Source organism: Massilibacillus massiliensis, assembly GCF_900086705.1.
GTDB lineage: Bacteria > Bacillota > Negativicutes > FLKF01 > FLKF01 > Massilibacillus > Massilibacillus massiliensis.
Map to the genome: position 1 here is coordinate 3,554,780 of NZ_LT575483.1, position 23,623 is coordinate 3,578,402.

Below are 23,623 nucleotides of genomic sequence, written 5' to 3' on the forward strand. Positions count from 1 at the left end.
CATGACAAATGATGAACAAGGACAAAGTTACGTGGTTGACGGTGCCAGTATTGAGTGTAGCGCGGGGAGCATGGCAGGTAGGCTCAGTTTCTCACAATCCCATCAATGTGATATCAATGGAAAAGCCGTATTAAATATTAAAGATAGCCAGTCTATGGTCAATATCGGCAGTATGGGGAAGTGTAAAAACAAAAAAAATGCCCCTTGCGTACCCGCGCTCAGCGGAGAGTGGCAATGCGGTAAAGACGGCGTAGATATTGACAATACTCCGGCGCTTCTCAACACCTCTATTATTCCTTGTGGTAACGGCGGCGTTATTAAAATTGTAGCTGATGGACAATAAAATTTCAAAAATAATGAGTTGAATTTCAAGAAAAAAGACGATATCTATATAAAAAGTACTAAAGATTTGTACATATAGCAATCATCAGAAAGGGGGATAGGGCTGAGCGGCGTTACGCAGGAAGCAAGCGATGCGCTATCCTCCTTTTTGGTAGACTGGTAAAAAGTTTAGTGGTTATATATATTATAAAAAATGAATGGGGAGGATGTTCATATGGGATTTAAATTAACGGTTACAGGAGAAAACGCCACAGTTCAGTTAGGTGAAAAAGTGATCAATTCAGTCGATGTAAGCACATCTACGGAAAGCAGTGCGTTAGCAAAAACAAACATTGTTGCTACGATGACTGTAAGTGGTAAACTACTGTCTAACAACAAGGCAATGGATGACCTTGAAACCGAAAAAATGTTTGCATGGTCGTTGGTTCCACCGGAAGATAAAGATGCTTACCGTAGTGTGATTGTAGAAGTTGTCTCAGCCGGTAGAGTTCCACGCAAAATATATTTTCCCAAGGCCTTTGTTGTTGACTATAACGAAAAATATAGCCATGCCGACGGGGCGGGAGAGTTTTCTTTGGTGATGCGGCAAAAAATTGATTCTGTACATGCAGTAAAATCTGAAAGTGGATTAGATGTAGAAGAATAAAAGAGAAACAAGCTGGATAACGTGAATTTATTATAAAGATGGCTACGCGGCCAACGGCAAAGATGACAGGTCATTGTAGACTAATGAAAGGAGCGAAAGTAAGAAGAATCTATTAGTTTGTTGTAAAAAGTGCTTCGAACAAAAAGTAATATAATGGGAAAATTATCTGTAGCATGTTTCAATAGAGAGATATTGTTTTGTTGTATGGAGGTTATGAAATTTGAATGAAACGAAATGGAGAAAATTAGTTCGAGACAGAATTCTGAGTACAAACAATCTTGAAATGCGGCGTATCGTAAAAGAAGTCTTACAAGGACCCTTTATGGATATTGTACAGTATCAATTGGACGCGGATAAAGCATTAGAAGAAAAAGTAATGAAAGAGTTACCTTTAGATCATACAAAATGTGCTATTTATACAACAGTTTGTACTAAAAGTGACTATGTGCAAGACAATGCAGGCTTGTTTCCTATGCTTCCAGGCGAGTTTAGCAGGTTTGTTTATCAGGTTGACTGGATTAAAGAAAAAATTGAGCAAGATGGAAAAGCAGTCCTGTGCAATGTTTTCATGGAATGTGAAGGAAAAATCATTCAGCAGATGCTCGACGAACAAGCGGAATATAACTATCACGTCGAAATAGTGACAGACAGGAATAATACATACATAACAAACATCGAACTATCTCCAAGTATGAAATATTTGAAACCAATGGAAAAAGTCTATAGACTTTTTCAGTTTAATAACATCAAATGGAGAACTGTCAACAATCCTTATGCCTATAAATTTGTCAACGTAGCGATTAAAGAGTTGCCTCCGTTTAAACCCAATGAAAAAATCAACGCAATTACAGTACATTTAGGTGATTATGAACAGTATAAAAAAAACGATATGATGTTGCTCTGGAATGTCCAGCAGCTCACTATCGCCAAGAACGATTTTCCTATCCCAGTACCAGGCAAAGACCTATTTGAGCATCAATTTTTGCTGTCGGAATTAGGAGCTGATCATGGCTACCTAGTTCATCCGGACAATTCGAATATCGTTGACGTACGATTTGATGCGGATAAACTAGTGATTATCACGAATATACCGAAAATGCCAAGATGGCAGGTAGCCAAATTCCATATACCTTCAGATACGGATATACCTTGGCTGCATTACCAAATTGTTAGCAACCGTCGCAAGGAGAGCTTTATTGAACGCTTTGCGACGGCGAAAAACAACCAGCCGATACGAACTAAAGGAGAGTTCATTCGTATAGTCAACAGTTTTCATGCGGCTGAGGAAATTAAATTTTATAAGATCGACAACCAAGCAAACCAAGACACTGTAGGGGAAACCAGCGATCTAAACTACTTTGTAGCAGATGAGATTCGCGACGAGCACGCTAAAGAGGTGATGAAAGTTATTTTCGAAGCAGAAAACTCTACGTTTATTACCGTAGAACAAATGAGCTTTCTGGTTTCAGAGCTTCAGTATCGCTACCCTGAGTACCGCTGGATCGGAGAATTAGCCTAGAGTTAAAACTATATTGAGGAGTAAAAACATGGTAATGGACTATTTCTTAAGGCGTATAAACCCTATTGGGGATTAATGGGGTCAGGCTTGAGTTATATAAGAATTGACTTATAGGATTTATAGTAAAAGACCTGCTAAGCTTGAAATCAAGTAATATAACTCAAGCCTGACCCCAAATATACAAAAGAAGCGATGAATCGAGAAGTTATTCTTTTATACATCGCAACGAAGTTGAAAAAAGCATTTGCCGAGTATGATAATCTGGAAATTTTTGAAGCTCTGAGGGCGATATTACAATCCATCAAAAACGGCGGCGAACGCGAATTGCTTCGTGGATATCGGCAAAGACGCCAGGTCATTGTAGACTAAATGTATAGCATGTTAAGGGGGAGATAGATTATGGCGCGTGAATATATGGACGAAACCGTACTGAAAGTTTTGCAGGAGGCTGAAGACCAGGCGGCGGCAGAGGCTGCCGAAGCTGCATTGTCCGAGGAAATTGCTGCACAGGATCTTGAAAGTGGAGAAGTACTGATCAATCGCAAACTGGTACGTTTTGCCCCTAGAGAATTTTTAGATGGTCGAGTAAAAATTAGTATGCCAGAGAACTGGAAGGACATGGAACTAGAAGTTGCCAAGCGAAAATATCCGTATGAAACAAGACCACCGATCATTCAGACGGATGAGACGATGACGTTTAATCTCACGCTGAATCATACCAATACGCCGCTGAAAAAAGAAGAAATGAAAACTTTTATCGATGCGATGAAAATGTATGCAGGCAAGGCGGTGAAGGTGCAGTTGATCGAACAAGGTGAAAGCATAGAAGAAAGTGGAATTGTCGTTGGCTGGTTTGATTTTATCAGTCCGGGGTTTGATGAATTGATCTACAATTTTGTCTTTTGCACCGTGTTGGAGAAAAAAGCGCTGATCATGACCTTTAATTGTTTAAACAGTCAGCAGGAACGCTGGCGTTCAGTTGCCCATGCAATGATGCATACCTTGGAAATTGTAGATGATCATTCTGAAAAGGAGGCGTAAACTGTGATGAAACATGGTTTGATGGGAAATATACCGCAGCATCCGGCAGCCCTTGGACAACATGATTTGCGCGATATTGCGCAGTTTACCAAAGAAGCTGCAAGTCTTGGGCTGCTGCAAGAAGATGCGAATAAGCTAACGACGTTTATCGGCACTGCGGCAAATGCAGGTGGTTTGTCAGAACCACTGGATGAATCAACGATAAAAGCTTGTCTGGACGCAGGCGCGCAAGCGGGGCTGATCGATGCAACTGCGAGGAATGTTGTGGCGCAGACACAGTCTCTGCTGGCAAATGCCAGGGCACTGGGTGTAACGCCGTATAACTATCAGGACTGTATTACAAACATTTTAAGTAAAGCACAGCGCACAGGAATTTTGTCGGCGCAAAACACCCAAATGCATGCAGCTCTGGGAGAGCAGCAAAGTGAGGCACCTATAGATCCGCTCGCACCTGCTGAAGGTCCGGCTGTAAACAGTCTCACCCTGCGTTTTGAGCCAATCGAGGGAAAAATCTTAAGTGTCTCAATAAAAACAGAGATTAATGAACATGCTGTGCTCAGAGTCAAAGGAATCTTAGCGCCGGCTGAAGCCGGAGAAGATGGCAGTACACCGCCTGACGACAGGTTTCTGACTGAAATTGCCCCGGGAACACCGGCAGCTCTGTTTAGTATCGATCCAAAAGGCGAAGTGGAATGCCTTTTTCAGGGTATACTGCTTCGCGCTGTGCAGACCCAAGCCACCACGTATAAAGAGTTTGAAGCAGAAGTTGCCAGCCCTAGTTACCTGCTGGACATTGAAAAAGATAGCCAGTCCTTTCAACGCATGTCCGACACCTATAATGATATTGTTCAAAAAGTGGCCGGGGATGCCTGTATCTACAACAACCTGCCGGATGTGACAACGGGTAAGCTGATTGTCCGTTATAAAGAAACGGTATGGGAATTTGTAAAACGTATGTGTTCACGTCTAAACAGCGGACTAGTTCCCGACATCTATTCTGACAGCATTCGCATCGGGTTTGGCATACCGGAAAGTGGAGAAGCCAAGGAATTTACGGTCAGCAGTTACACCGTAAAAAAAGAACTGCAAAGATATCAGACGGCACAAGCCAATCAACTGAAACATTCCAGCCCGACGGTCATGGATATTGATTTTATGTATTACCAGGTGAAAAGTGTTGACCGTCTTGCCATTGGTGATTGCGTGACCTTTTTAGAACACACACTGTATGTGCGCGCTGTGGAAGGCTGTCTGGAAGGAGATATTCTTGTCTTCACTTATGATTTGGTGAGTAAGCAGGGACTTGTTCAGCCTGATATTTATAACGAAGAACTGGCGGGCGTTTCTCTAATCGGAGAAGTCAAGGTGATTACCAATGACCAGATCAAAGCACATATCACAGAAATTGATGCCGAATGGGATGGTGGCGGAGACTGGTATTTTCCATACTCGACGCTGTTTTCCAGTCCCGGCGGTTCAGGCTGGTATGTGATGCCTGAACCGGGCGATACCGTAAAAATTACAATGCTGAATAACAAAGAGGAAGATGCTGTTGCATCAAGCTCTGTCAATCGTACCAGCGAAGCCCCTGAAAAACGCAGTAATCCTGATTATAAATCCCTAAGCAATGTCCATGGTAAAGAAGTACTGTTTACCCCGGACGGTATTTATATTACCAACCAGTCAGGCCGTGTTTTCATTAACTTGACCGATGCTGACGGCATCACCATCATCAGTGATAAAAACATCAATATTGAGGCCGCTGAAAATATTGTTGTGAAAGCAGCCAAAGACGTGATCATCATCGCTGAAGAAAATATGAAATTAAACTGCGGACAGGCCACGCTGCAAAGCGAAAAAAGCGGACTCATCGACATCCAAGGCAAAGAAGTCCGCACAAATTAAAAAAGGAGAAAGCACCGATGCGACGTGAAGAAGCACTACAACGTTTTCACGAAGAAGATGTAGAGCCGCAAATAGAGCAAAGCTTGGCGGCACTTGATCTTTTCTATCAAGAAAATGAAGAGAATTTGGCCGAAGATCTCAAAACGGCCTTTCGTAAACTTTGGCAAAGGATCGCTATGCTGCAGGCCGCAGGGCAAAAAAACAGCATCGTCTATATCTATGGTTCTTTTCTTTATAGTTCACTATGCCTCGGACAAAGTGCCTATCGACTGGATGCGTATGATGAAACCTGGTTTCTCGACACGAAAGAGTGTGCTGCCTCGTATGACGCTGCCTGGGCATTTTCTTTCCTGCACGATGCATGTGATCGCCTGTATGAGAAAAGCAAAAAATATGCCGGCTGCATTACACGCTATGATATCGCCTGTATAAAGCGGGCAGAGGCGCCTCGGTTTAGTGAATATATCGAAGAACTTGGCAAAGTGGTCATTGAAGAAATGTTTTTAACACCGGAATTCCAAGAACTGAAAAAAGCAGATGAACTCACCGTATATATGGGTGAATATAAAGATCAATGCCAGGAAATCGGTACGTCGGGCTCTTGATAAACTGTGGACAGATAGGCCGCGGGTCGGCGATAAGCACTCATCTGCGGCGTTGCAACAAGGGGCTGCTTGTCGACGTACAGCAGTACGACTCCTTCGCAACCCCTTGCTGCGCCTTGCAGCTGAGCACTTCTCACCAACCGGCAGCCTATCTTCGTACTAGTCACTAAGTGGAACGGTTTTAGAAGTTTTCGAAGGCATATAAATACTTTATTTTGTCTACACGCTGATATGCACAAAAATCGGCACATATTCAATCGGAAAAGGGGGAATTCCCTATGCAATATTTTCTGTTTCATAGTGGTGCATATGCCAGAACCTTGGAAACAGAGCAACTGCCGGAAGCAGTATTAACGCAGAAACTTTTGACCAAAAATCAGGCACTGGAACTCGAAGATACCTATGTCATTCTCGTCGACAGCCAGACAGAAGAACCGTACCCTGATATCATCAGCCGTCCGGCGTATTTAATCAGCAACGGTGTCCGTATGATCCTTGGAAAATATGACCGCAGTCTTGTCTTTAAAGCAGTACCCATAATAGAACAAGAAACCGGTGCGCAATATCTCTACTGGATGATGGGCGTCGATGAAATCGACTGCCTCTCAGATCAGACGGTCTATGACAAAGGTGGTCAGATCAAGGAAATCGTGTTAGATGAAACAAAAATAGGAAGCAAAACAATATTTAAAGTGCGCACAAGGTTGGGAAAATACCTGATCGTACGCTTGGACGCAGCAGAAAGCCTGCTAAGACGTCCTTTCTACGGGATATCTCTAACCCCTGTCCGCACCCAGCAAGAGGAGGAGGAATACGATGTCATTTTATAGAGCACCGCACATGCACCCGGCTAGTGGTGCTGAAAAAAGCTATGTTGTGCACGGCGCTCAGACCAGTTGCAGCAACGGCAGCGGTCCGAGTCTGCTCGTGGTTCCAAATTCGCACGGCGTATACCTGAAAGGTCAGGCACAGCTTAATATTAACGATTGCAAGCCCAATACGAATATCCTGCCATTCGGCACTTGTAAAAAATTAAAAGGGCCTTGCAGCCCGGGCACCGGTCCGTGGATCGGCGGCAAAGAAGACGTACTCATTGAAGGTGCGCCGGCTCTGTTAAACACTTGCTGCAATGCCTGTGCAATCGGTGGTATGATCACCATTACGGACGATGGACAAGAAGGCTGACCAAACGAATGAACTAACCCCAAAACGGAAAGGGGAAAATAAAATGGAAGAAAAAGAAAAACATCCCGCATTTACGCACACTGATATCCAGTATCTGCTGCCCGTACCAATCATAAGCATAGCTTCATTGGAAATCGTGCAAAATTTAAATGAACATGTTAAAATGAAACTAACAGCGTTAGCGCCGGATACGCTAGGAATCAAAGACATAGAAGCCGTGCCCGAAAATTCCAAAATAGAAATACAACTGCCCGGGCGCAGCACACCCTACTTTGCCGGCGTATGTACAAACATAGAAATGCAGGTAGAAGGCGGACTTAAAACGATCACCCTAGAAGCGCTGTCCTGGACCTATGCACTCGATATCGTCGAGTACAGTCGCTCCTACCAACAACTCGGCATCAGCTATGAAACACTGCTCGCCGACATCCTAAAAGAATACCCTGAAACAATGTATCTGGTAGAACTGGAAGCTGGACGGCAATACGACCAATTCATCGTTCAGTATAAAGAAACGCCCTGGAACCTCCTAAAACGTATAGCGGCGCGCGAAGGAACCATACTGACCCCGGAATATGCCGATGGAAAACACCGTCCGAGGTTTTGGCTGGGACTGCCGCAGACCATAGCCGAAGAACTTCCGCTCAATGCCGATCAATACATACAAAAAGATAATAAAACTTACCTAGAACTCGCGGCGAATCAATTTCCCAAAGTAGAAGAAGCCGACTTTCTGATCTACCAAACAACCGGCTACGAAACCATGCACCTCGGACAAGCAGTCACCTATCATGAAAAAGACCTCATCGTAATCCACATCGACAGCCGTCTGGAAAAAGAACTTTTAACCCATACCTTCACCCTGGCACCAACAGAAAATATCGTCCTAAAAGAATCGGGAGGAAATACCAGGTTAAAAAGCTGTGCGCTGCCCGGAACCATAATCGAAAGAAGCGACGTCCACGTAAAAATTCATCTGGATATAGACGAACAACAAGACAAGGCAATAGCTAAATGGTTTCCCTACGCAGCCGATGGAGACAGCTTTATGTACTGTATGCCGCATGAAGGAGAAAGCATCAACCTCTACTTCAGAAATGAATGGGAAGAAGAAGCCATCGCAATCAGCGGTGCCAGAGCCAACGGACAAAGCTGTCAAAAAACAGGCGACTACAACCACAGATATTTCACCAACCACGAACGCAAAGAAATGTACATAGCCCCCGATACGTTATCCTTTACCGCCGACGAAAGTGCGGCAGTAAAAATAGCCGTAGTCATGACCGATGCCAACGGAATAGACATCGTAAGCGCCAAAGACATCGTGTTTTCCGCGGAAAACGATCTCAAAATCAAAGGCAAAACCATCTCCATAGAAGCAGGCGCCCCGGGAAGTCAACCTGCAGCAGGCGCAACACCTCCCGGACTCTATCTAAACACAGGGCTCGCCAGCATCATCCTGAAAGAAGATATCACCAACATCTACGGAAAGCCGGTAAAACTCGAAGGCACCAACAAAGCCCCATGTCCGCAGCCGGAAGAAGTCGAAGAAGATGCCGAAGAAGGAGAAAGTGGGCTGACCGCCGAAGACTGGAAAGACATTGGATTAGCAGTTGTAGGCTGTATCCCAATCGTAGGATCGGTCGTAGCAGTCGGAGAAGCATTGTCAGAAGCCTACGATGGAAATTACGTAGATGCAGGCATATCTTTGGCAGGCGTCATACCCTTTGCTGGCACTGTCGGAAAAGTAGCGAAATTTGCGAAAAAAGGTAAGATAGCAGGAAAGATCGCTAAAGCACTTAATGTTGGGAAAAAACTAAAAAAAGGGTTTAAAGGTAAAAAAACACGTCTGCCGTTTGGAAAGATGAAGACCAAAGGCAAACGTGTCCAGGCTAATACGAATAAGGTGACAAAGGATGCAGCGGGGAAGATTGCTGATGCTAAGGAGAAAGCTAAAAAATTTAAATTCGGAAAATATCTTAAAAGTAAAATTGGTGGACCACCTGCCGGAATGAAGAATCCGCATGCACATCATATTTTGTTTAAAGAAGGATTAGGAAAAGCTCAGAAGAAATTGGTTAAAGAAGGGCAAAAGATACTGAAAAAATATGATATCGATCCAATTTATGGGGTTGAAAATTTAGTTTGGGCACCAAATGGAGTAAAAGGTCAGCATGATATTAAAGCTCTCAAGAATGTTGTTGATAAACTTAAAGAAGCTGATATGCTTGGTGGAACAAAACAACATATTGTTGAAACGTTAAAAGAACTAGGTAACCAAGCTGCAAAAAGAGGAGGAACATAAATGGATATGCATACTGCTAAGGATATACTTGGAGCTGTTGAAGCAGGTGATTGTGGAAAAGTCTCTAATTTAATTGGTTCAAATAAAGAACATTTCGATTTTACTACTAGTGTATTTGGGACATGGTTACATGTTGCAGCAAAAAGAGGAAAACTCAATATGGTTAAATATCTTGTAGAGTTAGGAATGGATGTAAATAAGCGTGGGGGCATTTCTGATAGTTATGCTATAAATCAAGCTATTACGTATGGTCATATCGAGATTGTAAGATATTTATTGTCTTGTGGTGCAAAGTTAGATGTCGGCGATCCTGTGAGAAATCCCCTGTTTGATGCTATTACTGATGGACATGTAGAAATTGCTAAATTTTTAATAGATAGTGGAATTGATATTCATGTAAAATATGAAAATGGTAGAGACGCACTTGCTTATGCAATTGAAAGAGGAGAAAACGAGATTGCTGACTTAATACGAGATGCTATGGGGGGAAGTGAAATAGAACCCAAAAAAAATGTTGATTTTGGTGAAGAGAATCAAGGACAGCATGATGAAATCCTAAAATATGTAACGAGAAATTATGGAAAAGTTACGCAAACGATCAGTGAAATTGTACCAGGTAGCAGAGTAGCAGTGAATCTTCATATTATTCCGGCATCAAAAGATCGAAAATATATAACGATTTTTACAACTGGAATGAGCGATTATCCAATGGATGAAGCAGAAGAGGCTAAAGAAACAGCTTACGCAGAGCTTCTAATAAAATTACCAGCAGATTGGCCATTAGAGCAGAAGAAAATGAAAGATGAGAATAATTATTGGCCATTAGGATGGTTAAGAAAAACAGCGCATATTCCTCATCTTTACGATGGCGTACTAGGAGAAGAAGTTATTTTACCAAACGGGGAACCACCAGAACCATTTGCTGCTAAAACGAAACTTTCTTGTATTATGGTATGTAAGCCTAAAGAAGAGAAGATGGAAAAGTTCATAACGTCGAAAGGGAAGATTATTAATTTTTATTTAATAATGCCAATATATGAAGAAGAAAGAAACATTGCGCTAACAGAAGGATATGAATATTTACTAGAAAAATTGAATCAGAATAGAATTGGTGATGTCCTAGACATAGCGAGAAAGAATGTTGGATTGAAGACAGAGTGACATGCTTTTAAACGAATGAAATACAATAAAAATGACTAGCAAAGAAGGCTGGTCATTTTTATTGTATAATACCATTTACCGCCGATGAAAGTGCGGCAGTAAAAATAGCCGTAGTCATGACCGATGCCAACGGGATTAATGGGGTCAAGCTTGAGTTGTACTAAAAAATAAGTGATGGTGATTGAATTTTATGGAGAAAAAATATGAGTTTTTAAAAAAATATAATAGAGACGTTAAGATTATATCACTAGATGAGAACAACAATCTTGATAGCAATATTTTACCAAATGAATGGATTAAGTTATTCAAAGAGAAAAAGGGAATAGGTAGGATTGAGTTTTTTTAAAAAATATGGAAAAAACATGTAGGAAAGGAGCTTTCTAATACTATTGCATACTTAAATGACTATCTAGAAGATGTTGAATTAATTAAGATTGCAGAACGATATTCTATTTTATATACAATCAAAAATTCAAAAGGTCATACATTATATTATGAAGGTAGAAATCCGAATGAAGAATTCAATAATGGAAATTTGGAAGAATCATGGAATAAGTTACCTATTTCAATTAGAAAATTCTATGAAAATGTTCATAATGGATTTTTCTATTATGCTAGTGAGTCGATGGGGTTAGTACCATTAGAATCTGTGACGTATCTTAATGACTATGAATGGGGAATTCTTGATGAATTGAAAGAACCATTACAATTAGATTTTAAAACATCATTTGGTTTTTTTAGCAATGGGATGGGAGGGTATGTAGTTTCCGATTATCAGAATTGTAATAATAATAATGGCACATTATGGTGGAAAGATGATCAACCTGATTATAAAATTAACTTTTGGGATGTAGTAGACGAATGGATTGTAATTGGTTTTGAGCCATAGACTACGTGATCGAAATCTGTCTAACAAATGGAATCTTAATCTACCAAACAACCGGCTACGAAACGATGCACCTCGGACAAGCAGTCACCTATCATGAGAAAAATCTCATTGTAATCCATATCGACAGCCATTTAGATTAATGGGGTCAGGCTTGAGTTATATAAAAATTGACCTATAGTAAAAGACCTGCTAAGCTTGAAATCAAGTAATATAACTCAAGCCTGACCCCAAATACACAAAAATTTCGCCTACAAAAGTGGGAATTGTTCGTCCGGATAATTAGTGTTATTAGGAGGTTAGGCTATGTCTTTAAAACAAGTTGATGTTTTGGATTATATAAGTGTTAATAAAGCATCTGGTCATGTCGTATTAACAATTAGTGATGACTTGAGTTGGGAAGAACCGGATCGACATTTGGTATTACTTCAAGATAAGTTGAATTTTTATTTGGGATTTATTGAAAGTGATCAAATATATGTGGATTATCCAGATGCTCGAGATCGAAAATTTGATATAAGGATTTATAGTCAATATAATATCCCTGATATTGGAATTGATTTTATGAAAAAAGTAGCAAATTTGTTTCAGCGAAGTGGATATGGTCTTAGTGTTAAAGAAGCCATACCTAATTCCGAAGGATGGTTAGATATTAAACTATAAAGGCAAGTTGAAGAAATTTTGTCTAGATGATTGTAACTCAATCAAAAATGACTAGCAAAAAAATGCTGGTCATTTTTAAGTTTGCTCTGAATATGCGATAACCAGGTGGGGATTAATGGATTAATGGGGTCAGACTTGAGTTATATAAAAATTGATTTATATTAAAAGACCTGCTAAGCTTGAAATCAAGTAATATAACTGAAGCCTGACCCCAAATACACCCAGAGAATGATCTCAAAATCAAAGGGAAAACCATCTCCATAGAAGCAGGCGCCCCGGGAAGTCAACCCGCATCAGGCGCAACACCCCCGGGACTCTATCTAAACACAGGACTCGCCAGCATCATCCTAAAAGAAGACATCACCAACATCTACGGGAAACCGGTAAAACTCGAAGGCACCAACAAAGCCCCATGTCCGCAGCCGGAAGAAGTCGAAGAAGATGCCGAAGATGAAGAAGACGAAATGACCGCCGAAGATTGGGCAGAAATCGGACTCGCAGTCGCAGGATGTATCCCCGGTCTGGGAACAATCACATCAGTAGGGGAAGCATTGCTAGAGGCCTACAAAGGAAATTACGTAGATGCAGGTATAAAGCTATCAGGAGCCATACCATATGCAGGAACAATAGGGAGAGTTCAAAAGCTTGCAAGTAAAGGTAAAATAGCAAAAAAAATTGCCAAAGTACTTAACGCCGGGAAAAAAGGCGGTAAACTGAAAAAAATTAAGGGCAAAGGGAAAAAAACACGTCTGCCGTTTGGAAAAATGAAGACCAAAGGCAAACGTGTCCAGACTGATACGGGTAAAGCGATAAAGGATGCAGCGGGTAAGATTGCTAAGGTGAAGAAGGCAGGTAAAGCTAAAAAGTTCTATCGCAGTAAGAGCGAAAGGCGTAAAGCTTTGTTACGCGATGCGAATGACCCAAATAGTGGATTGTCACCAGAAGCGAGAGAGTATATTAAGAAAACCAAGGGGAATAACGTTCCTAAAGGATATGAAGTTTCACATGAAAAGCCACTTTATACAGGAAAAACAGTTGAACAAAAGAAAGAGCTGGATAAGATGGATAATATGAAAACGCAGGAAAAGAAATTTCATCGTAGTAGACATAAAGAATGCGGTGATCAATATCATGATTATCCACGTTAATCTTGGGAGGTAATGTTAATGGATATAAGTGAATTAAAAAAAATATATGAATTTGCAAAAGAAGGTGACGATTTATCTGGTGAAAAAATTAAACGTAGCTTTGCTTTTTTAAAACTGCTTTTATCTAATAATTCTCCAGAGTTTATTCGTTTCCATTATGATTTATTAAAAAAGCGAGAATGTAAGGAACTTTATTATGATATACGTGCTGCATTTAAGAAACGTCCAGAAGCAGAAGAATTTTTAGTTGAACAGATCTTAACTGAAACTGATCCCATAACATTAGGTGATATTTTGCATATTTTAGGAGGTGTTAGAAGTTCTCATGCTGCTCCTTTAGCTCGACAATTTGTAAATAGTGATAATGAATACCAGCGCGAGGTAGCTTTATATGTGCTTGGATGGGTAGGAAATGAAATGGACTTAGACCTTATTAAATCACATCTTCTCGAAGAGCGTTCTTCACGATTACGGAGAACTTCAGCTAGTGCACATCGACAGGTATACTGGCGTTTGCCTGAACTAAAAGACAAACTGTTGGCAAGTCTTAAACAAGGTTTCGAACAAGAAAAAGATGATGAAGTTATGGCTAGGATTATCATTATGATTGAGAGTATCGCAGTAAAAAAATTGGGATTACGTGAAGATAAGCAGGATCCATATATCATTCATGGCGATGTACAGAAGGCTAAACTAAAAACAGCTAAATTTTTATCTGAGCTTAAGTTATAGCAGTAGAATATTCGGAAACTTGTATAAAAAATGCAATTTAAACGAAAATGACTAGCAAAGAATGCTGGTAATTTTCGTTTAAATGTTATGTAAAGATCCCAATAGATTAATGGGGTCAGGCTTGAGTTATATAAAAATTGACTTATAGAAAAGACCTGCTAAGCTTGAAATCAAGTAATATAACTCAAGCCTGACTCAAAATACCAAATACATAGCGCCCGATACGTTATCCTTTACCGCTGACGAAAGTGCGGCAGTAAAAATAGCCGTAGTCATGACCGATGCCAACGGAATAGACATCGTAAGTGCCAAAGATATCGTGTTTTCCGCAGAAAACGATCTCAAGATCAAAGGGAAAACCATCTCTATAGAAGCAGGCGCCCCGGTAAGCCAACCCGCAGCAGGCGCAACACCCCCGGGACTCTATCTAAACACAGGACTCGCCAGTATCATCCTAAAAGAAGACGTCACCAACATCTACGGCAAACCTGTAAAACTCGAAGGCACCAACAAAGCCCCATGTCCGCAGCCGGAAGAAGTCGAGGAAGACGCCGAAGCTGAAGAAGACAAAATGACTGCCGAAGATTGGGCAGAAATCGGACTCGCAGTCGCAGGCTTTATTCCATCGCCAGGTGCAACTGCAGCAGTAGCCGTCGGCGAAACAGCCTTGGCAGTTCACCAAGGAGACTATGTAGGAGCAGGAGTATCAGTACTAAGTGGAATCCCTGTAGTCGGAGGCTTTGTAAGAGTAGCGAAGGTCATGAAAAAGGGTAAGATAGCGCGGAAGATACTGCACCTAATCAACAAAGGAAAAAATTTAGCGAAACGTGTATTCAAAAAAATCGCCAAGAAAGCCAAGTCAATTGGTGGCAAGATGAAAACCCTAAGCAGTCACATGATGGCCGATGCGCGTAAAGCGATAGAGAATGCAGCGAAGAAGATTGCGGGAAAGACGGGGAAAGCTAGGCCTTATTCACATTTAGAGGATCCACCTAATGTTGGTCCAGGTAAAGATTTTACAGCAGCTCAAAAGAAAAAAATAATTGAAGAAAATAAAAAAATGAATAATGGAAAAGTTAGATCTGATGATCCAAATGACTTTGCTGGTGAGAGTCTTGTCAAACCTAGCAAAAGCCAAAAGGGAGTGACACCACCTGAAAATGAGTGGCAGATAGATCATATTGTAGCTAAAGCTAATGGTGGAACTAATAGTTATAGTAATGCTCAGGTGCTGTCACGTAAACAGAATAGAATTAAATCTGATAAATAATGGAGGTTGTTAGAATGAATAATAAGTTGTATGAGTTAAAATGGGCAAAAGAACAGCTTTGGCAAGGATGCATTTTGGCATCTATTGCACATGCAATTATGGTTGCACATTATCCTGAGTTGTCAAATGAGCAATCTTGGGATGGAATAAATTATAATGTACAGAACAATACAGGTGCAAGAGGTACTGTAACCTTTGGATCTCAATATTGTATTGCAGCTTTTCGGGATGATCATAGTGATCGCATTGTAACAAAGAATAAAATACAGGAGGCCAATACATACTTTAAAAATGCACCTAAGGAGATAATGAATTTTGCAGAAATCGAGACATTACAATATTTACTGGATAATGTAGATGGGAAAACGGTTCCTCTCATTACAACAGCATTTTGGGAGATGGAAGATAAACTATTTTCTGTAGATTCTTTTGATGATATGATAAATAATGGAGGATTTTTATTAAAGTCGCAAGTAATGGGGTTTGAAATGGCCGTAAGGGAATGGAAAGAATACTATGATATGTCTGTACAACAGTGTACTTTACTTGAATCTATTTATACACGTAAAGTTTCTCGACCAAATAGTAATTTAGTTTTATCAAGAGAAGAGGTAGCTTTGATTGGAACCGATGATCCAGGGACACTTGATGAAAGTAAAACTTCTTTTGGAGAATTAAATATTCAATGGGAAGATTAAAAATAAAAGTAATGTTACGAGAATTTTAGAGATAAGCTGACAGAAAACTTATCTCAATAATGTAACGCAATCGAAAATGGCTAGCAAATAATGCTGGTCATTTTTAATGAGTAAAGAAGACATCACCAACATCTACGGAAAGCCAGTAAAACTCGAAGGCACCAACAAAGCCCCATGTCCGCAGCCGGAAGAAGTCGAAGAAGATGCCGAAGAAGGAGAAAGTGGGCTGACCGCCGAAGACTGGAAAGACATTGGACTAGCAGTTGCAGGCTGTATCCCAATCGTAGGATCGGTCGTATCAGTCGGAGAAGCCTTAGTAGAAGCCTACAATGGAAATTACGTAGATGCAGGCATATCTTTGGCAGGTGTCATACCATTTGCTGGAACTGTCGGAAAAGTAGCGAAATTTGCGAAAAAAGGTAAGATAGCGGGGAAGATCGCTAAAGCACTTAATGCCGGAAAAAAACTAAAAAAAGGATTTAAAGGTAAAAAAACACGTCTGCCGTTTGGAAAAATGAAGACCAAAGGCAAACGCGTCCAGGCTGATGCGGGTAAGGCAATAAAGGATGCAGCGGGTAAGATTGCTGATGCTAAGGAGAAAGCTAAAAAATTTAAATTCGGAAAATATCTTAAAAGTAAAATTGGTGGACCACCTGCCGGAATGAAGAATCCGCATGCACATCATATTTTGTTTAAAGAAGGATTAGGAAAAGCTCAGAAGAAATTGGTTAAAGAAGGGCAAAAGATACTGAAAAAATATGATATCGATCCAATTTATGATGTTGAAAATTTAGTTTGGGCACCAAATGGAGTAAAAGGTCAGCATGATATTAAAGCTCTTAAGAATGTTGTTGATAAACTTAAAGAAGCTGATACGCATGGTGGTACAAGGGAAGATATAGTTGAAACACTTAAAATGCTAGGTGAAAAGGCTGCAAAGAGAGGAAGTACATAATGAATATACAAATATCTAGAGATATTCGTGCTGCTATTAAGCAAGGAAATTTGGAGAAAGTCATTGGGTTAATTGCTAATGATAAAGAACGCTTAAATTTTTCTACGAGTGTATTTGGGACATGGTTGCATGTCGCAGCAAATGCTGGGCAACTGGATATTGTCCAATATTTTGTAGAAGCAGGAATTGATATTAATCAACATGGTGGTATATTTGAAGGTAGTCCGATTAATGAGGCAGCTTCAAAAGGGCATCTGGAAATTGTTAAGTATCTTCTTTCTTGTGGAGCTGAATTGGATGTCAGTGATCCTGTGAGAAATCCATTATTTAGTGCTATTACTGGTGGTCATATAAAGATAGTGAAATTCTTGATAGATAGTGGAATTGATATTCATGTAAAATATGAAAATGGTAGAGACGCACTTGCTTATGCAATTGAAAGAGGAGAAAACGAGATTGCTGACTTAATACGAGATGCTATGGGGGGGAAGTGAAATAGAACCCCAAAAAAATGTTGATTTTGTTGAAGATAATCAAGGTCAGCATGATGAAATCCTAAAATATGTAGCGGAAAATTATGGGAAAGTTACGCAAACGATCAGTGAAATTGTACCAGGTAGCAGAGTAGCAGTGAGTCTTCATATTATTCCAGCATCAAAAGATCGAAAATATATAACGATTTTTACAACTGGAATGAGCGATTATCCAATGGATGAAGCAGAAGAGGCTAAAGAAACAGCTTATGCAGAGCTTCTAATAAAATTACCAGCAGATTGGCCATTAGAGCAGAAGAAAATGAAAGATGAGAATAATTATTGGCCATTAGGATGGTTAAGAAAAACAGCGCATATTCCTCATCTTTACGATGGCGTACTAGGAGAAGAAGTTATTTTACCAAACGGGGAACCACCAGAACCATTTGCTGCTAAAACGAAACTTTCTTGCATTATGGTATGTAAGCCTAAAGAAGAGAAGATGGAAAAGTTCATAACGTCGAAAGGGAAGATTATTAATTTTTATTTAATAATGCCAATATATGAAGAAGAAAGAAACATTGCGCTAACAGAAGGATATGAATATTTACTAGAAAAATTGAATCAGAATAGAATTGGTGATGTCCTAGACATAGCGAGAAAGAATGTTGGATTGAAGACAGAGTGACATGCTTTTAAACGAATGAAATACAATAAAAATGACTAGCAAAGAAGGCTGGTCATTTTTATTGTATAATACCATTTACCGCCGATGAAAGTGCGGCAGTAAAAATAGCCGTAGTCATGACCGATGCCAACGGGATTAATGGATTAATGGGGTCAGGCTTGAGTTATATAAAAATTGACTTATAGTAAAAGACCTGCTAATCTTGAAATCAAGTAATATAACTCAAGCCTGACCCCAAATACACCATAGAAGCAGGCGCCCCGGTAAGCCAACCCGCAGCAGGAGCAACACCGCCGGGACTCTATCTAAACACAGGACTCGCCAGTATCATCCTAAAAGAAGACGTCACCAACATCTACGGAAAGCCTGTAAAACTCGAAGGCACCAACAAAGCCCCATGTCCGCAGCCGGAAGAAGTCGAGGAAGACGCCGAAGCTGAAGAAGACAAAATGACTGCCGAAGATTGGGCAGAAATCGGACTCGCAGTCGCAGGCTTTATTCCATCGCCAGGTGCAACTGCAGCAGTTGCCGTCGGTGAAACAGCCTTGGCAGTTCACCAAGGAGACTATGTAGGAGCAGGAGTATCCGTACTAAGTGGAATCCCTGTAGTCGGAGGCTTTGTAAGAGTAGCGAAGGTCATGAAAAAGGGTAAGATAGCGCGGAAGATACTGCACCTCATCAACAAAGGAAAAAATTTAGCGAAACGTGCATTCAAAAAAATAGCTAAGAAGGCAAAACAACTTGGTGGCAAGATGAAGACCCTAAGCAGTCACATGATGGCCGATGCGCGTAAAGCGATAGAGAATGCGGCGAAGAAGATTGCGGGGAAGACGGGCAAGGGGAAAGCTAAAGTTGAGGTTAAAATTTCGAAAAGTAAATATCCAGAATCTGCTCAACATATTGAAGACGCGATTAAAAATGGGCACCCAGATACGTTAACAATAAAACGTAGTGGTGCAGCTGCTAATCGTAAGGAGTCGCTAAAGGGAGTAGAAACTGTAAAGGGGAAAGACCGTGACGAATATCCTCCTGCAATGTTTGAAGAGGGAGGAAAAGGCGCAAGTGTGAGAACAATTTCAAGTTCCGATAATAGGGGAGCAGGCTCTACAATGGGACAGCAATTGCGTTCATATCCAGATGGAACAAAAGTTAAAATAAAAGTTGAAGAATAAATAATTTTAGGTGGTGAAAAATATAATGAAGCAGTTAGATGAACTAATTGATAAAAAGGATGAAATGTGGCAATTAATTCAAGAATGGGCTACGAAATCTGGTCATAAAAATGAAATTTTGCCTGTGAATTTTGATAATGCACAAAAAGTAATTCTCAAGTTACAAGTTTCAACTAAATCTGCATTAGGAGCTGTAGCTTATAAGACGGGTGGAATACTAGTTGATAATAGATGGCTGAGAATACTTGGATCAGGACATGAGCGCTTTTCGAGAAATATTATATCATGGAATAAAATAGATATTTTAGAAGGTAGTCCTAAAATGAAGGGGTGCTTACTTATTGCGGATGATGTATTGGGTGGATTTTTCGCTATAAATGGAGGCGGTATTCAAGGAGAAATGGGAAATGTATTTTATTTTGCTCCTGATACTTTAGAATGGGAGGACATGGAAATGGGATACACGGATTTCATTCACTGGGCAATGGCAGGCGATGTTGCTAAGTTTTACGAAGGGCTTCGCTGGAATGAATGGAAAAATGAAGTATTAAACATTAACTGTGATCAAGGAATTTTAATATATCCTTTTTTGTGGGCTGAAGGCTCTGAAATAACTAATCGTGCACGAAAAGCAGTTTCAATTGATGAATTGTGGAATATTAATTTGATGAATAAAGAAAAAATTTCAAGGCAAAGTGATTAAGACAGGTGACGGAAAGCTTGTTTTATAGCTTAAATTTAAATGAAAATGACTAGCACAAAGAATGCTGGTCATTTTTAACGAAAAAAGAAGACATCACCAACATCTACGGAAAGCCTGTAAAACTCGAAGGCACCAACAAAGCCCCATGTCCGCAGCCGGAAGAAGTCGAGGAAGATGCCGAAGAAGGAGAAAGTGGGCTGACCGCCGAAGACTGGAAAGACATTGGGCTAGCCGTTGTAGGGTGTATTCCAATCGTAGGAAACGTTGTAGCAGTCGGAGAAGCCTTAGTAGAAGCCTACAATGGAAATTACGTAGATGCAGGGATATCTTTGGCAGGTGTCATACCCTTTGCTGGAACTGCCGGAAAAGTAGCGAAATTTGCGAAAAAAGGTAAGATAGCGGGGAAGATACTGAACCTGCTCAACAAAGGAAAAAATTTAGTAAAACGCTTAGCCAAGAAAGCGAAAGCGCTCGGCGGCAAGATGAAAACCCTAAGCAGTCACATGATGGTCGATGCGCGTAAAGCGATAGAGAATGCGGCGAAAAAGATTGCGGGGAAGACGGGGAAGGGGAAAAAATCGTTAGCGAGTCGTCTTGCTGATAAGGTACAGAATTTACCTGCTCGACAAAGGCCGAATACTGTTGCAGTATTAAAAACTCGAGATGGTCAAATTATAGTTGGAAGAAATCAGGGAGGCGTAATTAATAATAGAGTACAACAAGTGTTAAAAGATATACCGCCTAATGAATTTAACGGAGAATGTGCGGAGGTTAATGTTATTTCACGGGCATTAAATAAAAAACTTAACTTGAATGGGGCGGAAATTACCGTAGCGAATGTAAGAGGGGCAGCTAGTACTACTGGCATGCATGGAACATCAAAAGCCCCATGTAATGTTTGTAAACAGTTATTAAATAATTTTGGAGTAAAAAATGTTAACCCATAAGGAGGAAGTAGTTAAGTGATAGATTTATTACAAAGTATGTCAATTAGAAAAAAACAAGCATATGCAGCATTGTGTTTAGCTAATTTTTGTGCTGAAAAAAGAATAGTTCATGAGAGTATTAAGGAATTAATAGAGCACCTTCTTTCAATCTTAATTGAGAAAAATTTAGTGAAATGGGAAAGTGCAGGTTGTTCTTTAGAGATATCAGGAAGAGGGGATCCTCTTCCTGATCATATAAAGATGATTGTACCAAGTGAAATTTATGGTGTATTTAATCATCTTGTTGAAAGTGTTGTTGAAGTTGGTATTGTTGATATGTATGGTGCAATATCAGATGAGCCCTTGAAATTTTTGCTGGAAAGTATCAAAATAGTTCAATCTAGTGGTGTCCAAATACCTGATGTTAATAATGTTTTTGATCGAGAACCAGAAAATTCAAGTGATAATGGCTGGGGAAATCCAGTGAGCGAAGAAGAATATGATAAAGTTATTTGTGCTTACAAACAAATTATCGGTTTATGATGAGTGTATCTAATGAAAAAAAACAACTTGCTAATTATGTGGCGAATATATTTGATGGAAAAGCTTCAGTTTTTACATATGGTGACGATAATGAAAAAAGTAAAATTGCCATTTTGCATGCAGAAGAATCGCCTAATGTAGGGGAAACATCATATTCAACGATTGGATTATCAGATTACAATATTGACTTGGATGTTGAAAGTGGGCCACTAAGAGTGGAAATTGTTGCTGCCGCACCAAGCGATCTTAAAGAATATGGAAATGTAATTAGTACATGTGCCTTCAATATAATTAACTCTGGGTATTCTTGTTTTCCAGGAACAATTTACCCGGATGTAGTACAAATGTATTATCCTGATTATCATATGAAACATATTATGTTTGTAAGTCCTTTTCTTTGGGATGAAAAATTAGAAACAAAAAATATGGAAGATAAAATAATTGCATGGTTACAGGCTATTCCAATTTCTGAATCAGAATATCAATATGTAGAAAAAAATGGGGTTGAAATTTTTTTAGATTTGTTAGAAAAATCTAATATCGATATATTAGATTTAGACCGAGAGTCTGTAGTATAGGATAGGACGAAGGGAAACTTATCTAATAATTGAAATACAATTAAAAATGACTAGCAAATAATGCTAGTCATTTTTAATGAATGAAGAAGACAAAACGGCCGTCGAAGACTGGAAAGACATTGGACTAGTAGTTGCAGGATGCATCCCAATCGTAGGATCGGTCGTAGCAGTCGGAGAAACATTGTCAGAAGCCTACAATGGAAATTACGTAGATGCGCATATCTTTGGCAGGTGTCATACCATTTGCTGGAACCGCCGGAAAAGTAGCGAAATTTGCGAAAAAAGGAAAGATAGCGGGGAAGACGGGGAAAGCTAGATATGGAGATGGAAAAAGAAAAATTTCAGATGATTTATATAAGAAATTGAGGAGAAATTCACCTAACGATGAAATAAGAAATAAAGTAAATGAAGGTATTGAATTACCAATCCCAGATCCGGCACTTCCTGGTAAAATTATAAAATCAAGACTAGAAGCAGATCATATTGTGTCAATGGATAAAATCACTCGTATGGAGGGTTTTGATAAGTTGACTTATGAGCAACAGCTTAAAGTTTTAAATAATTCGGAAAATTTTACTGGATTAAGTAAAACGGCAAATACGTCAAAAGGTTCGAAATCTTACGAGGAATGGACTGCGTACAAAAAGAGGCTATTGAAGTTAATTCTGAATTTAGACAAAAAATGATGGAAAAGTCATTAAAACTCGAAGGAGAAATACAGAAGCAAATTGATGATTTACTAAAAAATAAGTGATGGTGATTGAATTTTATGGAGAAAAAATATGAGTTTTTAAAAAAATATAATAGAGACGTTAAGATTATATCACTAGATGAGAACAACAATCTTGATAGCAATATTTTACCAAATGAATGGATTAAGTTATTCAAAGAGGAAAAGGGAATAGGTAGGATTGAGTTTCTTTTAAAAATATGGAAAAAACATGTAGGAAAGGAGCTTTGTAATACTATTGCATACTTAAATGACTATCTAGAAGATGTTGAATTAATTAAGATTGCAGAACGATATTCTATTTTATATACAATCAAAAATTCAAAAGGTCATACATTATATTATGAAGGTAGAAATCCGAATGAAGAATTCAATAATGGAAATTTGGAAGAATCATGGAATAAGTTACCTATTTCAATTAGAAAATTCTATGAAAATGTTCATAATGGATTTTTCTATTATGCTAGTGAGTCGATGGGGTTAGTACCATTAGAATCTGTGACGTATCTTAATGACTATGAATGGGGAATTCTTGATGAATTGAAAGAACCATTACAATTAGATTTTAAAACATCATTTGGTTTTTTTAGCAATGGGATGGGAGGGTATGTAGTTTCCGATTATCAGAATTGTAATAATAATAATGGCACATTATGGTGGAAAGATGATCAACCTGATTATAAAATTAACTTTTGGGATGTAGTAGACGAATGGATTGTAATTGGTTTTGAGCCATAGACTACGTGATC

Annotated in this window: 28 protein-coding genes; all 28 read left to right on the forward strand. The window is 39.6% G+C overall.

What is annotated here, in order from left to right:
- Position 1 precedes the first annotated feature (1 nt).
- The 28 genes from BN6559_RS17080 (at position 2) to BN6559_RS17205 (ending at position 23,612) form a co-directional block, all read left to right on the forward strand.
- On the forward strand, positions 2–343 hold the full coding sequence (locus tag BN6559_RS17080) for a DUF4280 domain-containing protein (RefSeq protein WP_110955862.1): 342 nt from the start codon (positions 2–4) through the stop codon (positions 341–343).
- A 213-nt stretch (positions 344–556) separates the two neighbouring features.
- On the forward strand, positions 557–988 hold the full coding sequence (locus BN6559_RS17085; protein ID WP_110955863.1) for a hypothetical protein: 432 nt from the start codon (positions 557–559) through the stop codon (positions 986–988).
- A 220-nt stretch (positions 989–1,208) separates the two neighbouring features.
- The gene (locus BN6559_RS17090) at positions 1,209–2,507 is read left to right on the forward strand and encodes a hypothetical protein (RefSeq protein ID WP_110955864.1); all 1,299 of its coding nucleotides are present in this window, start codon (positions 1,209–1,211) and stop codon (positions 2,505–2,507) included.
- A 192-nt stretch (positions 2,508–2,699) separates the two neighbouring features.
- Complete coding sequence (locus BN6559_RS17095; RefSeq protein ID WP_199884100.1) at positions 2,700–2,876, forward strand: hypothetical protein; 177 nt, start codon at positions 2,700–2,702, stop codon at positions 2,874–2,876.
- 30 nt (positions 2,877–2,906) lie between these two features.
- Positions 2,907–3,548 carry a hypothetical protein gene (locus BN6559_RS17100; RefSeq protein ID WP_110955865.1) on the forward strand — a complete coding sequence of 214 codons (642 nt, stop codon included), beginning with the start codon at positions 2,907–2,909 and terminating at the stop codon, positions 3,546–3,548.
- A 3-nt stretch (positions 3,549–3,551) separates the two neighbouring features.
- Positions 3,552–5,453: a hypothetical protein gene (locus BN6559_RS17105; protein ID WP_110955866.1), complete on the forward strand. Its 1,902-nt coding sequence runs from the start codon at positions 3,552–3,554 to the stop codon at positions 5,451–5,453.
- Between the two features lie 17 nt (positions 5,454–5,470).
- Complete coding sequence (locus BN6559_RS17110; RefSeq protein WP_110955867.1) at positions 5,471–6,058, forward strand: hypothetical protein; 588 nt, start codon at positions 5,471–5,473, stop codon at positions 6,056–6,058.
- Between the two features lie 278 nt (positions 6,059–6,336).
- Positions 6,337–6,888 carry a hypothetical protein gene (locus BN6559_RS17115; protein WP_110955868.1) on the forward strand — a complete coding sequence of 184 codons (552 nt, stop codon included), beginning with the start codon at positions 6,337–6,339 and terminating at the stop codon, positions 6,886–6,888.
- The gene (locus BN6559_RS17120) at positions 6,875–7,243 is read left to right on the forward strand and encodes a DUF4280 domain-containing protein (protein ID WP_110955869.1); all 369 of its coding nucleotides are present in this window, start codon (positions 6,875–6,877) and stop codon (positions 7,241–7,243) included. Before BN6559_RS17115 ends, BN6559_RS17120 begins: the two co-directional genes overlap by 14 nt.
- Positions 7,244–7,286: 43 nt before the next feature.
- The gene (locus BN6559_RS17125; protein ID WP_199884101.1) at positions 7,287–9,548 is read left to right on the forward strand and encodes a contractile injection system protein, VgrG/Pvc8 family; all 2,262 of its coding nucleotides are present in this window, start codon (positions 7,287–7,289) and stop codon (positions 9,546–9,548) included.
- Positions 9,549–10,709 (forward strand): suppressor of fused domain protein, encoded by a 1,161-nt coding sequence (locus BN6559_RS17130; protein ID WP_199884102.1) that lies wholly within the window; start codon positions 9,549–9,551, stop codon positions 10,707–10,709.
- A 190-nt stretch (positions 10,710–10,899) separates the two neighbouring features.
- Positions 10,900–11,055, forward strand: a complete 156-nt coding sequence (locus BN6559_RS19380) for a hypothetical protein (protein WP_199884103.1) — start codon at positions 10,900–10,902, stop codon at positions 11,053–11,055.
- Between the two features lie 279 nt (positions 11,056–11,334).
- The gene (locus BN6559_RS19385; RefSeq protein WP_199884104.1) at positions 11,335–11,598 is read left to right on the forward strand and encodes a hypothetical protein; all 264 of its coding nucleotides are present in this window, start codon (positions 11,335–11,337) and stop codon (positions 11,596–11,598) included.
- Between the two features lie 303 nt (positions 11,599–11,901).
- Positions 11,902–12,258: a DUF6572 domain-containing protein gene (locus BN6559_RS17140; protein WP_110955871.1), complete on the forward strand. Its 357-nt coding sequence runs from the start codon at positions 11,902–11,904 to the stop codon at positions 12,256–12,258.
- 464 nt (positions 12,259–12,722) lie between these two features.
- Positions 12,723–13,406, forward strand: a complete 684-nt coding sequence (locus BN6559_RS17145; RefSeq protein ID WP_110955872.1) for a hypothetical protein — start codon at positions 12,723–12,725, stop codon at positions 13,404–13,406.
- Positions 13,407–13,424: 18 nt separating this feature from the next.
- Positions 13,425–14,138, forward strand: a complete 714-nt coding sequence (locus BN6559_RS17150) for a HEAT repeat domain-containing protein (protein ID WP_199884105.1) — start codon at positions 13,425–13,427, stop codon at positions 14,136–14,138.
- Positions 14,139–14,412: 274 nt separating this feature from the next.
- Entirely contained in the window at positions 14,413–15,408 is a 996-nt protein-coding gene (locus BN6559_RS17155) for an HNH endonuclease (RefSeq protein WP_110955874.1), read from the forward strand.
- A 14-nt stretch (positions 15,409–15,422) separates the two neighbouring features.
- Entirely contained in the window at positions 15,423–16,106 is a 684-nt protein-coding gene (locus BN6559_RS17160) for a hypothetical protein (RefSeq protein WP_110955875.1), read from the forward strand.
- Between the two features lie 106 nt (positions 16,107–16,212).
- Positions 16,213–17,061 carry an AHH domain-containing protein gene (locus BN6559_RS19390; protein ID WP_199884106.1) on the forward strand — a complete coding sequence of 283 codons (849 nt, stop codon included), beginning with the start codon at positions 16,213–16,215 and terminating at the stop codon, positions 17,059–17,061.
- Positions 17,061–17,555 carry an ankyrin repeat domain-containing protein gene (locus BN6559_RS19395; protein ID WP_199884107.1) on the forward strand — a complete coding sequence of 165 codons (495 nt, stop codon included), beginning with the start codon at positions 17,061–17,063 and terminating at the stop codon, positions 17,553–17,555. The genes BN6559_RS19390 and BN6559_RS19395 overlap by 1 nt, the downstream gene beginning before the upstream one ends.
- Positions 17,536–18,222, forward strand: a complete 687-nt coding sequence (locus BN6559_RS19400) for a suppressor of fused domain protein (RefSeq protein ID WP_199884108.1) — start codon at positions 17,536–17,538, stop codon at positions 18,220–18,222. The genes BN6559_RS19395 and BN6559_RS19400 overlap by 20 nt, the downstream gene beginning before the upstream one ends.
- Positions 18,223–18,671: 449 nt before the next feature.
- Positions 18,672–19,394, forward strand: coding sequence for a NucA/NucB deoxyribonuclease domain-containing protein (locus tag BN6559_RS17175; protein ID WP_110955876.1), 723 nt, complete (start codon positions 18,672–18,674; stop codon positions 19,392–19,394).
- Between the two features lie 25 nt (positions 19,395–19,419).
- Complete coding sequence (locus BN6559_RS17180) at positions 19,420–20,097, forward strand: DUF2625 family protein (protein ID WP_110955877.1); 678 nt, start codon at positions 19,420–19,422, stop codon at positions 20,095–20,097.
- A gap of 329 nt (positions 20,098–20,426) precedes the next feature.
- Complete coding sequence (locus tag BN6559_RS17185) at positions 20,427–21,044, forward strand: YwqJ-related putative deaminase (protein ID WP_110955878.1); 618 nt, start codon at positions 20,427–20,429, stop codon at positions 21,042–21,044.
- A gap of 15 nt (positions 21,045–21,059) precedes the next feature.
- Positions 21,060–21,566, forward strand: a complete 507-nt coding sequence (locus BN6559_RS17190; RefSeq protein ID WP_110955879.1) for a hypothetical protein — start codon at positions 21,060–21,062, stop codon at positions 21,564–21,566.
- Positions 21,563–22,144: a suppressor of fused domain protein gene (locus tag BN6559_RS17195; RefSeq protein WP_234407857.1), complete on the forward strand. Its 582-nt coding sequence runs from the start codon at positions 21,563–21,565 to the stop codon at positions 22,142–22,144. The genes BN6559_RS17190 and BN6559_RS17195 overlap by 4 nt, the downstream gene beginning before the upstream one ends.
- A gap of 212 nt (positions 22,145–22,356) precedes the next feature.
- Complete coding sequence (locus BN6559_RS17200; protein ID WP_199884109.1) at positions 22,357–22,830, forward strand: hypothetical protein; 474 nt, start codon at positions 22,357–22,359, stop codon at positions 22,828–22,830.
- 83 nt (positions 22,831–22,913) lie between these two features.
- Positions 22,914–23,612 carry an SMI1/KNR4 family protein gene (locus tag BN6559_RS17205; RefSeq protein WP_110955880.1) on the forward strand — a complete coding sequence of 233 codons (699 nt, stop codon included), beginning with the start codon at positions 22,914–22,916 and terminating at the stop codon, positions 23,610–23,612.
- Positions 23,613–23,623 lie beyond the last annotated feature (11 nt).